8 protein-coding genes and 1 pseudogene are annotated in these 12,136 nt (G+C 66.7%); 4 read left to right on the top strand and 5 right to left on the bottom strand.

The genetic code is table 11. The features are described 5' to 3' along the window. Positions 1-58: 58 nt before the first annotated feature. From C0481_RS00040 to C0481_RS00030, 3 genes are all read left to right on the top strand, one after another. On the top strand, positions 59-631 hold the full coding sequence (locus tag C0481_RS00040) for a CAP domain-containing protein (RefSeq protein ID WP_363223030.1): 573 nt from the start codon (positions 59-61) through the stop codon (positions 629-631). 75 nt (positions 632-706) lie between these two features. Then, complete coding sequence (locus C0481_RS00035) at positions 707-1,150, top strand: c-type cytochrome (protein WP_293399142.1); 444 nt, start codon at positions 707-709, stop codon at positions 1,148-1,150. Between the two features lie 37 nt (positions 1,151-1,187). Beyond that, complete coding sequence (locus C0481_RS00030; RefSeq protein WP_293399140.1) at positions 1,188-1,793, top strand: peptidylprolyl isomerase; 606 nt, start codon at positions 1,188-1,190, stop codon at positions 1,791-1,793. Here C0481_RS00030 and C0481_RS00025 read toward each other — a convergent pair. The 4 genes and pseudogenes from C0481_RS00025 to C0481_RS21835 all read right to left on the bottom strand — a co-directional run. After that, on the bottom strand, positions 1,790-3,463 hold the full coding sequence (locus C0481_RS00025) for a GMC family oxidoreductase (protein WP_293399138.1): 1,674 nt from the start codon (positions 3,461-3,463) through the stop codon (positions 1,790-1,792). The two genes, C0481_RS00030 and C0481_RS00025, sit on opposite strands and share 4 nt — an antisense overlap. Before the next feature lie 9 nt (positions 3,464-3,472). Continuing rightward, positions 3,473-4,249 carry a TIM barrel protein gene (locus C0481_RS00020; RefSeq protein ID WP_293399136.1) on the bottom strand — a complete coding sequence of 259 codons (777 nt, stop codon included), beginning with the start codon at positions 4,247-4,249 and terminating at the stop codon, positions 3,473-3,475. Between the two features lie 705 nt (positions 4,250-4,954). Further along, positions 4,955-5,170 carry a hypothetical protein gene (locus C0481_RS00015; RefSeq protein WP_293399133.1) on the bottom strand — a complete coding sequence of 72 codons (216 nt, stop codon included), beginning with the start codon at positions 5,168-5,170 and terminating at the stop codon, positions 4,955-4,957. Positions 5,171-5,207: 37 nt separating this feature from the next. Continuing rightward, positions 5,208-5,705 (bottom strand): annotated as a pseudogene (locus C0481_RS21835) (hypothetical protein); the annotation flags it as partial. Positions 5,706-5,922: 217 nt separating this feature from the next. Between C0481_RS21835 and C0481_RS00010 the strand changes: the two are divergent. Then, a complete protein-coding gene (locus tag C0481_RS00010; RefSeq protein WP_293399130.1) occupies positions 5,923-9,954 on the top strand; it encodes a hypothetical protein in 4,032 nt (1,343 codons plus the stop codon). Between the two features lie 96 nt (positions 9,955-10,050). Here C0481_RS00010 and C0481_RS00005 read toward each other — a convergent pair. Continuing rightward, positions 10,051-12,136: vitamin B12 dependent-methionine synthase activation domain-containing protein (locus tag C0481_RS00005; RefSeq protein ID WP_293399127.1), on the bottom strand; the 2,086-nt coding region annotated here is incomplete at its 5' end.

Here is a 12,136-nt window from a genome sequence, read left to right as displayed (position 1 = left end):
AACCCCGCTAGAGCTTGGCCGGGGGACATCTGATGACTGGAGTTCGTGCGTGGTCACGATGTCCCTTCGCGCGCGCCTTGTCGCGCTGCTCGCCCTGCTTTGCCTGCCCCTGCCCGCCCAGGCTCGCGGCCTTGAGGCCGAGGTGCTGGCCGAACTGAACTACGCCCGCGCCAACCCTGCCCGCTACGCCGACGAGCTGGCCCGTGGCGGCTGGGCCTTGCGCGACGAGGACCCGTACGTGGTCGACGAGGCGATCGGCTTCCTGCTGGCCCAACGGCCGCTGCCGCCGCTGCAGGCCCATCCGGGCCTGACCGCCGCGGCCGGCGCCCACGTCCGCGCCCAGGCCCGCCGCGGGGCCGAGGGTCATGGCGCCGGAGCCGGCGGCCTGGCCGCGCGGCTCAAGAACCAGGATATTTGGGCCGGCCTCAGCGCCGAGGCCATCTCCTACGGTTACGCCAGCGCGCGCGAAGTGGTGGCGCAGCTGATCGTCGACAGTCGGGTGCCGGGCCGCGGCCATCGCAAGACCATCTTCGGCGCCGGCTACAGCCTGGCCGGCGTCGCCTGCGGCTCGCACGCGGCCTATGGCGCCATGTGCGTGATCGACTTCGCCGGGGCGCTGGCTCCGCGCTAGGCGCCCTCCCCTTCCCGGCCTGACGAATTGACGGTGGTCTAGGCGCGCCCGCCCCGCGCGTCCTAAACTGCCGCCATGTCCCGCGTTCCCGCTTTCCTCTGCGCCGGCCTGGTCGGCGCCCTGGCGCTCGGCGCCTACGGCCTTCAGCAGATCCCGCGCAGCCCCGAGACCGCCCGCCTGACCTCCTGGCCGGCGCCGGGGAACATGCCGGGCTTCGGCGACGACGGCGAACTGGGGCCCTCCGAGATCGCCGACCTCACCGAGTACGTCCTGGCCCTGGCCGGCGCGCCGCGCGACCAGGCCGCCATCATCCGCGCCGTGCCGCTCTACCAGGCGCACTGCGCCTCCTGTCACGGGCTCGCCGGCGAGGGCGCGGAGATCCTCGGCACCCCGGACCTGACCCGCGGCCAGTTCCGCTACGCGGCCGACGCCCAGGGCATCACCCTGCAGATCTGGCACGGCTCGGACGGCCGCGGCCCGATGCGCGAGGCCCGCGCAGAAACGCGCCCGAAAGGCTGAAATCCCTGCTATGGCGCAGGCCTACCGGAGAGCCCAGATGAGCGACCTTCCTCGACGCAGCCTGATCGCCGCCGGCGGCCTGGTCCTCGCCGCCCCGCGCGCCGCGCTGGCCGCCGCGGGCAAGCCGCGGGTGGTCATCAAGACCCCGCGCGGGTCGATCATCGTCGAGCTGGAGCCGCGCAAGGCGCCGCTGACCACCGCCAATTTCCTGCGCTACGTCGACGCCAAGTCCTATGACGGCGGCAGCTTCTTCCGCGCCGCCCGCACGCCCGGCGTGGCCAAGGACGGCACCATCGTCGGCGCCCCCGACGCCAAGGTCCGGCCCTTCCCGCCGATCGCCCACGAGAGCACCACCAAGACCGGCCTCAAGCACCTCAACGGCACGATCTCGCTCGGCCGCTTCGCCACCGGCACGGCGACCAGCAACTTCTTCGTCTGCGTCGGCGACCAGCCCTATCTCGACGCCAACCCCAAGGCGTCGGGCGACAACCTCGGCTACGCCGCCTTCGGCCAGGTGGTCCAGGGCATGCCGATCGTCGAGAAGATCCTCTCGCTGCCGACCAACGGCGAGACCAAGTTCAAGGACCAGCGCGGCCAGTGGCTGAAGCCCCCGGTGCCGATCCTGACCATGCGCCGCGCCTAGATCGCTCCCTGCTCGAGCAGGTCGGCGGCGTGGTTCGCGGTCCGCGCCGACAGCGCCATGTAGCTCAGCGACGGGTTCATCGAGGCGCTGGAAGCCATCACCGCCCCGTCCGAGCAGAACAGGTTCGCCACCTCGTGCGCCTGGCCCCAGCCGTTGAACACCGAGGTCGCCGGGTCGCGGCCCATGCGCGCCGTGCCCATCTCGTGGATGCGGTCGCCCGGCGGCGAGATGTAGGCGGCGGCCTCCTCCCACGGGGTGATGTCGGTGCAGCCGGCGGCGGCCAGCATGGCGGCGGCGTCGCGCGCGGCCTCGCGCATCATCGCCTGCTCGTTGGCCCCGTGCGCGGCCTCGATGCGCGGCAGCGGGATGCCCCAGCTGTCGACCCGCGAGGTCGACAGGGTGACGCGGTTCTCAGGATTGGGCAGCACCTCGCCGAACGGCCCCAGCGACATCACCCAGGTCCGCGGCGCCTGGCCGTCGGGCCCCGGCGCGCCGCGCCGGATCTTGCGCGCCCCGCCCTGCATGCCGAAGCCGCGCAGGTACGGCTTGTCGGTCTCGGTGATCCCCGAATAGCGCGGGATATAGACGCCGGTCGGCCGGTCGGCCTGCCAGGCCTGGTCCTCGAAGCCGTGATAGGTCCCGATCACCTGCCCGCAGCTGACATGGTCCATCAGGTTGCGGCCGACCTGGTCGCTGCCGTTGGCCAGCCCGCGCGGGAACGCCTCGGAGCGCGAGTTCAGCAGCAGCGCCGCCGAGTTGATCGCCGAGGCGTTGAGGAACACCATCTTGGCTTCGTAGGTGGTCGCCGCCTTGCTCAGCCGGTCGATCGCCCGCACGCCGGTGACGCGCTTGGCGGCCGGGTCATAGATCACGCTCTCGACGATGGCGTCGGTGACCACCGTCAGGTTGCCGGTCGCCCGCGCCGCCGGCAGCGTCGCGGCCTGGGTCGAGAACGCCGCCCCCAGCGGACAGCCGTGGTGGCAGCGCACATAGCCCTCGCAGCGCTTGCGCCCCAGGTCCATCTGCGGCTTGGCCACCCGGCTGAGGTTGGCGCAGCGCCCCATCAGGAACCGCCGGGTCGGGAACGCCGCCTCGATCCGGTCGCGAGCCTCCTCCTCCACGCAGTTGAACGGGAACGGCGGCAGGAAGTCGCCGTCCGGCAGCTGCGGTGCCTCGTCATAATTGCCGCTGACCCCGACGAACGCCTCGACGTGGTCGTACCAGGGCTCCAGGTCCTCATAGCGGATCGGCCAGTCGACCCCGTGGCCGTCCTTGAGGTTGGATTCAAAGTCGTCCGGCGCCCAGCGATAGGACTGCCGCGCCCAGGTCAGCGAGCGCCCGCCCAGGTGATAGCCGCGGATCCAGCGGTACGGCTTTCCCTCGGCCTGCTCGTACGGATAGTCGTGGTCGCTGGCCCAGAACTTCTTGTTCGAGTTGAACATCGCATAGCTGACCGCCTCATAGTACGGGTAGTGCAGCTTGCGTTCGGCCTCCGGGATCTGGTCGTCGCGCCAGCGCAGCCGTCCAGCCTCCTCGTGGCTGTAGTCGTCCCCATGCTCGATGTTCGGCCCGCGCTCGAGCATCAGCACCTTCAGGCCGCGCTCGCACAGCTCCTTGGCGACCCAGCCGCCGCTGATGCCCGAACCCACTACGATCGCGTCGAACTGCATGGTCAAACCCTACGCCTTACCGCCCGGCGCGTCGAACACCGCCAGCGCCTGCTTGAGCGCGGCGATCGGCTCGCCGCGCGGAATGAATTCGTGGCCGACCCACTGGTCGTAGCCGAGATGGTCCAGCAGCCCGGCGATGCCGCGCCAGTTGATCTCCTGGCGGTCGTCCAGGTCGCGCCGCCCCGGCGCCCCGGCCGTATGGACATGGCCGATCAGCTCGAAATTGGCCTTGATGGTGCGGCTGAGGTCGCCCTCCATCAACTGCATATGATAGCCGTCATAGAGCAGCTTCAGCCCCGGCGAGCCGACCCCGCGCACCACCTGCGCGCCGAACTCGGTGCGGTCGCACTGCTGCCCCGGATGGTCGACCTTGCTGTTCAGCAGCTCCATCAGCAGCCGCACCCCGGACCCTTGCGCATGGTCCACGACCGGCCCCAGCCCCTCGACGCAGGCGGCCACCGCCCGGCCATCGTCGCCGTCGCCGAACCGGTTCCCCGCAAACACGATCACCGCCTCGGCCCCGCCCTGCGCCGCCGCATCGATCGTGCGCCGCACATGGTCCCGCAGCCCCGCATGCCGGGCCGGATCGTTGAAGCCTTCCTCAAGCTTGTGCCCAGTGACGGTGACGATCGACAGCCCCAGCTCGCGGGCCAGCGGCCACAGCTCGGCCGGCAGCATCTCGACGCCCTGCGCCCCGGCCAGGGCCGCCGCGCGCAGGAACCCCGCCGGCTCGACCTCGCGCCCCGCCGTAAACGACCACCAAGCGAAACTCTGCCGCACGCCCATGTCGCTCACCTCCTCCCGCGCAGCCGCGTCCCGTAAAACCCGGGCGCCGCCATCGCGCGCCAGTGTCCATACAATCGATTACACGGCAACCCCCAAGGACGCCGCAGCCCCTCCATTTTCCTTCGCGGCTTGGGGAACAGGGACAAGCGGCGCAGCGACACGTCCCCTCGCCCCCTTGGGGGAGAGGGTTAGGGTGAGGGGGCACGCCCTCTCCGCCGCAAACCGCCGCCCCAGCAGAGCGCCGCTCCGCGCCGCCTCCCCTCACCCGACCTCTCCCCTCATGCGGGGAGAGGAGAAGAACAGGGCCAACCCCACCGCAGAGCGAGAGAGCGTTCGACACTTGGTCCCCTCGCCCCCTTGGGGGAGAGGGTTAGGGTGAGGGGGCTCGCCCCCTCCGCCGCAAAACCGCCAGTCAGAAAAGCGCCGCCCTTCCCCCGCTCATCCCGGCGAAAGCCGGGACCCAAGCCGCCCCTCCGCCGCAATAACGCTAGCCCCGCAGAGCGCCGCTTCCGCGCCGCCTACCCCTCACCCAACCTCTCCCCTCAAGCGGGGAGAGGAGAAGAAGGGGTCAGCCCCCCGGCGAGGATCAGGCCCATCTCGGGAAGCGGAGAACGACAGAGCCGCCCCCACGACACATTCCCTCGCCCCCTTTGGGGGAGAGGGTTAGGGTGAGGGGGCCCCTCCGCCGCACAGCCCACAACCGCCCTAAGACCCCGCCTCCCGCCAGCCCCCATCCGGATCCGACACAAAGTTCACCAACTCGATCCCAAACGGCTGCCGCCCCTCGGCCTCTCCAGCCTCCCCCGCCGGCCCCAACATCCGCCGCAGCCCGTATTTCTTCGGCTCGATCAGCGCCACCCGCCAGCGCAGCACCTGCACCCGCAGCCGGTCGCCGCGCACCGAGTCCTCGGTCGCCTCCATCGCCACCTCGTAGGCCAGGTCGATGCAGGTCGGCGGCGATCTCCTTGGCGCGCACGTACATCTCGCGAAACCAGTCCTCGCGCCGCGCCCAGCCAAAAATCGAGCCGGCGCACGGCATGTCCGGATCGGCCGACAGCGCCAGCACCGTTTCGCCGCCGGCGATCCTCAAACAAATTTCCTCGGCCAGCTGCGGCGTCAGGATCGAGACGCTGCCCCCGCGCCGCGCGGGCGAGGCCTGGGCCATCATCCGCCGCCAGAGCTTGCCGCTGCCTGGCCGCAGGTCCGCCTCGCGGTCGGCCAAGATCTGCCGGCGCCGGCCCTCCAGCTTGGCGGCCTCGAACGCCGCCCCGAACTCAGGCTCGCGCAGCGCCCAGTCGCGAAACGTCCGCCGCGACGGCATCCCCGGCTCGCGCGCCAGCGCATGCTGGCTCTCGCCGGCCGCCACCCGCGCGCAGATCTCCCGCCCCAACTCCGGCGTAAACCGCACAGACGCCCGAACCCTGGCCCGCCCCGGGCCCGGCGACAACGAAGGCATCCCGCCCCCACGACAGCAAATGAGAAGGCTTCAGTGTCTCACAGCCACGGCGAGACGCAAGAACAAATTGGGAACACCCCCTTACCGCGACGCCGATGGCTCCCGCATAGCGGGCAAGTCGCGGCCACGGTGTCGAAGCTTGACTATATGTTCGCGCTCCGGTTGATCTGAAAATGACTGAGTCACTGGGACTCGGCGTCGCCGATCGCGAGTTTCCATGACCTACGATCTCTCCCGCTTTTCAACTCAGTCATTTGAGCGCTTTGCGCAGAGCTTAGCGGTCGCGCAACTCGGACCGTCGACCCAAATATTCGGGGCGGGCGCAGACGGCGCTAGAGAGGCGACCTTCGAAGGTGACTTCACCCCGTTTGGATCCGACCAAGCGCGCAACGGCTATGTGGTCGCCCAAGCGAAATTCCTAACAAAGTCGAAGGGCGCAGCTCAAGATCTGGCTTGGTTGAAACGGCAAGCGGATATTGAACTCCGGAAGTTCAAGTCTCCGCGGCGCGGCCTGCGCACTCCCGGCTTCTACATCCTAGTAACGAATGTGACCCTGACGCCGGGAGCCAAGAACGCCAAGGGTAAGGGCGGCGGCACCCTCGACCAAATGATCGCCCACATGGAGAGCTGGAAGCGCGACCTCGGCGTCGAGGACGTTTGGATCTGGCACGCGGACGTGCTGACCGCATTGCTTGACCTTCACCCAGGAGTGAGAACGACCTTCGGCGCATGGACCCTGGCTGGCGACGTCCTGTCGGCGATGCTCGATAGCTTCAAGGCCCCTGAGTTCGCTAGCGTCATTCATCGCGTCGTCCGAAACGAGTTAAAAGATCAACGCGGAGTGAAAAACCAGGATTCAGGTAGGACGACGGGCCAACAAATCTACGTCGACGATGTATTCGTTGACCTCCCCCTCAATCCTCACACGCTGTTTGAGCGGGTTGACTGGGCCGACGCCAATGAAGACGCTGCCACCCTAGACGAGGAAGACGAGGACGACGAAGAAGGCTCCGAAGAGCCCGACGAGCATGAAGACGGTGAGGATGAAACGCCTGAATGGGATGATCTCGTCGACAACTGGAACATTGTCCGGGCGGTCATGGAGAAACTCTCCGACAAGCTCAGCCACCTCGACAAATCACACGCCACGCCACGGGCGACTGCCTATCAGCGTCTCGTCGTACTCGGCGGACCTGGCCAGGGGAAATCGACTATCGGCCAGTACTTGGCACAACTGCTACGAGCGCGTCTCTTGCAGGCCGGTCCCGGCACCGCGGCTGAGATTGAAGCCGTGGCGGAAAGCACGATCCGGCGGGCGGCCGAAGAAGGCGTTCCTTTGACGGGGCCGCTAAGGTTCCCGATCCATGTCCCACTGCCGCGCTACGCCGACACAATCAGCAAGGCCGGCGAGGAGGCCCCCTCCCTGCTCCGGTTCGTGGCCGACGGCTTCGCACGCATCTCAGAAGAAGAAATCGAGACAAAGCGGCTTCGAGAGTGGCTTGGTTACTACCCAAGCGCAATCATTCTGGACGGTCTGGACGAAGTCCCGCGCACGGGCAACCGAGGCGAAGTAATCCGCCAGATTGAACGCTTGGTCGGCGACATCCACGAATCCGGTGCCGATACACTAGTAATCGTCACGAGCCGCCCCCAGGGCTACTTGAACGACCTTGATCGTAAGCATTGGATGCACTGGAGCCTCGCCGACCTCGATCCGCACCACGCCGTGCGCTTCGCCGAACGGCTCGGCGACGTACTGATCACAGATCCTCACCGGCGGGCTGAGGTCATCGCAATCCTGGCAGAGGCTGCGGAGGACCCTTCGACCGCGCCACTAATGATTAGTCCCCTGCAGGTATCGTTGCTATTCAGCCTAGTCCAGACCAGCAACAACATACCGAAAGATCGTTGGACTCTATTTGAGCGCCACTATGAAACCCTTCGGGATCGAGAGATCGCCAAAGGCGGTGGCAACGGCGACCTAATTCGAAAATACAAGTCACAAATCGACCGCATTCACTACGACGCTGGCTTCATTCTTCAAGTTCGAGCCGAGAAGCAGGGCAACGCGAGCGCTCACTTTACTCTCGGCGAGTTCAGAGACTTGATTAGCCGAAATGTGAAGCTGGCGATCTTGGACGAGGCGGAATGCGAGCGGGTGACCGCTCGCATCATGGACGTGGCCACCAATCGCCTCGTATTCCTCGGCGATCGCAATGAGGGCCGCATCGCGTTCGACGTACGCTCCTTACAGGAATTCATGGCAGCAGCCCGGATCATGGTCAGCCCTGAACCCCTGATCAAGGCTCGCCTAACCGCCATAGCCTACCGATCCCATTGGGCCCATGTCTTCCGCATTGCCTGTAGTAAAGTCTACGCTGAGGCAAGTCTTGAGGAATTTCGAGAAGAAATTCTCACCATATTGGGCCGATTGGATTGTGGTGACGTTGGGATCGATTACAAATCCATTCGCGCCGGTGCCCGCACGGCTATTGCTTTGCTCACCGACAGTACGGCGGGGGCGCGAGAGACGGACCGCGCCAAGCTGATGAATCGCGCTCTGCGCGTGCTTGAGCTTGAGCTTAAAGGCGCCGATGTACTGATTGGTCTCGCCGCCGTATGCGACACGGTCACCCGCCAAGCCCTGAACCTAGTCGTGGAAGAGAACCTGCGGAACACGGGCGGGCCGCTCTTCGTCAATACGTTGGGGCTGCTCCAGATCCTCACTCACGACGAACATCCCTTGGCACAGTGGGCACAGGAACGCCTCAACCAGGTTGTTGAGATTCAGCGTCGAGATGCGGTCACATTAACGGCCCTTCCATTGCCGCAAACACTAACGGCGGGAAGTGCGGATTATCTCCGAAACCTAGTGTGGGAGGCAGGGCCACTGTCGGTTCGCCGGTGGTCCGCCCGCGGCGAGGCCGTGCTCGCGCCATTCAACAGTGTTCTAGAGCACCTGTTTGTGGAAGGTGCGCCAATCCGCGTACACCAGGCTGGAACCCCATTCCTGGCCGCTCAACTCATTTACAAACCTATCACGGCGCTCGCGGGCCTTGGCTTGGACATTCCAGAGCGAGTTGGACCCAAGTCAGGTTGGAGATTGGTCGCCGCCGCCGCGCGCTTCTCAGCCTCTCCAAATCTCACGACCCTAGCCGAGGCCGTGCAGTTGTCTGACGCGGACGACGTGGAGGGCCTTTTGCTGGAACTGCCGTGGCCCGTGGCGACCTTCGTACGCATCGGCCGACGCGACGGCTCTGAGGTGACGGCTACGCGCCTGCTCGCCGGCGAGTATGGCGACGTCGAAACGATGCTCGCCGCCGAGAACTTCTGGAAAGCTCGGGGGCTTGACATGCTTAATGCGCCACTCGCGGTGTCCGGGGCCTATGATCCCAAGTGTGTGGCCGACCGAGGGCCGCCCGTACGGCGTGTTCGCCCGATCGCGCGCTCGGAGACAGAACTCGACGAACTCCTGACCACCTCTGCGACCTGGCCCACTGCGGCCCGCCTGGACTTACTTTCGCTTCTCCCGCTCTTCGTTTCCCAGCCCGCCGACGCGGTGAAGGTTGCCCAATGGATGCGGGACGACCTAATTGAATCAAATTGGGATTTAGCCATGCGGCGACGGTTGGCGGGTCTGGTGCACTTTGCGCTAGCGGATACCGAAAACATTCCTCTCGTCGAACCAGTCCGCGCAAAACTAGCGAGTTCAAAAGCTCTGACGGCACTATTGACCCGCCGCTTCATTCCTGAGGGTGTTGTAGCTCTGCTCCAGTCGCCCCAAACCGCAGAATGGGCGGCCCTAACGATCTACGGGAGCTTGCCGCTTTCCGCTCGAAAGTCTCTGTCAGCGTTGCAGGATATCGATCCTCGCTACCTGATGACGCCGCGAGACGCGTCGCCCGAACTGGCCCGCGCCCTTGCTGCCATCCGCGCGATCGCAGGTCAGGCGGATCAGAGTCAGTGCGATACGGACGCGGAAGCCCTCATGGCACCGGACGCGACAATATTCTCGTCGGTGCTGCGCAAAATTTATCGAGGGCAGCGCGAGAACGACGCCCTGGAAATCCTCGTCTGCCGGGCGGCCGAACTCGCGCTCGAAAGAGGACTCGAAGCACGTCCGGTGCTCATCGAAATAATCTCCGAACTCGTGGCATCTCGCGAAAGCGAGTTTGACGATCCGGCCCGGTTAAATGCACTCGGCTTGCCCGAAGACGTGGCGCGAGAGGAGCGTTCGGCCGCGAGATAGTGCGCGCTTTAGCTAGCTATGCGGTCACCTGTGGCTGCATCTCAACCGATAAGTAAAGCTATGGAAGGTCGGCCCGAGATCCACGTTGGCCAAAGTTTACCCCGGTTCGTAATTCAGGATCGGCGCCAGCCAGCGCTCGGCCGTCTTCAGCTCCCAGCCCTTGCGGCGCGCGTAGTCCTCGACCTGGTCCTTCTCGATCCGGCCGACGCCGAAGTAATGCGCCTCCGGGTGGGCGAAGTAGACGCCTGAGACGCTGGCCGGCGGGTTCATGGCGAAGCTTTCGGTCAGCTCCATGCCGGTCGCCGCCTGCGCGTCCAGGATCTTGAACAGGGTCGCCTTTTCGGTGTGGTCGGGCTGGGCCGGGTAGCCGGGGGCCGGGCGCACGCCGCGGTACTGTTCGGCGACCAGGGCGTCGATGTCGAAGGCTTCGTCCGGAGCATAGCCCCAAAGCTCGGTGCGGACCTTGCGGTGCATGGCTTCGGCGAAGGCCTCGGCCAGGCGGTCGGCGAGCGCGGTGGCGAGGATGGCGGAATAGTCGTCGCCGGCGTCCTTGAATTTCTTGGCGACCTCGATCTCGCCGTGGCCGGCGGTGACCGCAAAGCCGCCGACATAGTCGGGCCTGCCGCCGACCGGGGCCACGAAGTCGGCCAGGGCGACGTTGGCGCGGCCGCCGTCCTCGCGGCTCTTGTCCTTGGGCATCTGCTGGCGAAGGCTGTGCAGGCGGGTCAGCTCGGCGGAGCGGTCCTCGCCCGTATAGAGCACGATGTCGTCGCCGTCGGCGGCGGCCGGCCAGAAGCCGACCACGCCTCTAGCCTCGAACCACTTCTCGGCGATGATCTTCTCGAGCATGGCCGTGGCGTCGCGGTAGAGGTCGCGGGCCGCCTCGCCGACCACGTCGTCGTCGAGGATCTGCGGGAAGCGGCCGACCAGCTCCCAGGAGGCGAAGAACGGCGACCAGTCTATGTGGCGGGCGAGCTCGGCCAGGTCGTAGGCGACGAAGCTGCGGGTTCCCAGGAAGCTCGGCTTGGGCGGGACGTAGGTTTCGAAGTCCGGCTGGAAGGCGTTGTCGCGGGCCTCAGCCAGGGTGGCGCGGGCGCGGTTCCCCTGCCCCCGCGCGTAGCTCTCGCGGACCTTGGCGTAGTCGGCCCGGGTTTCGGCGCCGATACGGTCCTTCTCGGTGGGCGAGAGCAGGCCCGAGACCACGCCGACCGCGCGGCTGGCGTCGAGCACATAGGTGGTGCCGCCGGCCTTGTAGGCCGGTTCGATCTTGACCGCGGTGTGGGTTTTGCTGGTGGTGGCGCCGCCGATCAGCAGCGGGATGGTGAAGCCGCGGCGCTCCATCTCGCCGGCGACATAGACCATCTCGTCGAGGCTGGGGGTGATCAGGCCCGAGAGGCCGACGATGTCGACATTGTGGGCCTTGGCCTCGTCGAGGATGCGGTCGGCCGGGACCATGACGCCGAGGTCGATGACCTCGTAGTTGTTGCACTGCAGGACCACGCCGACGATGTTCTTGCCGATGTCGTGGACGTCGCCCTTGACCGTGGCCATCAGGATCTTGCCGGCGCTGGTGCGCGGCTGGCCTTCCTTCTCGGCCTCCATGAACGGCATCAGGTAGGCGACGGCCTGCTTCATCACCCGGGCCGACTTGACCACCTGGGGCAGGAACATCTTGCCCGAGCCGAACAGGTCGCCGACGACGTTCATGCCGTCCATCAGCGGGCCTTCGATGACGTGCAGCGGGCGCTCGGCGGCCTGGCGCGCTTCCTCGGTGTCGGCGTCGATATACTCGGTGATGCCGTGGACCAGGGCGTGGGAGAGGCGCGAGGCGACGGAGGCCTGGCGCCAGGCCAGGTCGACGACCTTGGCCTCGCCCTTCTGGCCCTTGTACTTCGGGGCCAGGTCGACCAGCCGCTCGGTGTTGGAGACGTTGGTGCGTTGCGGGCGGTTGAGGATCACGTCCTCGACGGCCTCGCGCAGCTCGGGGTCGATGTCGTCATAGACCGGCAGGTCGCCGGCGTTGACGATGCCCATGTCCATCCCTGCCGCAATGGCGTGGTAGAGGAAGACCGAGTGGATCGCCCGGCGGACCGGCTCGTTGCCGCGGAAGGAGAACGAGACGTTGGAGACGCCGCCCGAGACGCGGGCGTGGGGCAGGTTCTCTTTGATGCGCCGCGTGCCC

This window comes from Phenylobacterium sp. (assembly GCF_013822795.1).
Classification (GTDB): domain Bacteria; phylum Pseudomonadota; class Alphaproteobacteria; order Caulobacterales; family Caulobacteraceae; genus Phenylobacterium.
The sequence above is the reverse complement of the archived record's forward strand: the minus strand, read 5'-3'. Positions and strand labels throughout refer to the sequence as shown.

Excerpts from the sequence above, each read along its gene's own strand:
- C0481_RS00040 (WP_363223030.1), top strand. The coding sequence starts at position 59 with ATGTCCCTTCGCGCGCGCCTTGTCGCGCTGCTCGCCCTGCTTTGCCTG.
- C0481_RS00035 (WP_293399142.1), top strand. The coding sequence starts at position 707 with ATGTCCCGCGTTCCCGCTTTCCTCTGCGCCGGCCTGGTCGGCGCCCTG.
- C0481_RS00030 (WP_293399140.1), top strand. The coding sequence starts at position 1,188 with ATGAGCGACCTTCCTCGACGCAGCCTGATCGCCGCCGGCGGCCTGGTC.
- C0481_RS00025 (WP_293399138.1), bottom strand. The coding sequence starts at position 3,463 with ATGCAGTTCGACGCGATCGTAGTGGGTTCGGGCATCAGCGGCGGCTGG.
- C0481_RS00020 (WP_293399136.1), bottom strand. The coding sequence starts at position 4,249 with ATGGGCGTGCGGCAGAGTTTCGCTTGGTGGTCGTTTACGGCGGGGCGC.
- C0481_RS00015 (WP_293399133.1), bottom strand. The coding sequence starts at position 5,170 with ATGGAGGCGACCGAGGACTCGGTGCGCGGCGACCGGCTGCGGGTGCAG.
- C0481_RS00010 (WP_293399130.1), top strand. The coding sequence starts at position 5,923 with ATGACCTACGATCTCTCCCGCTTTTCAACTCAGTCATTTGAGCGCTTT.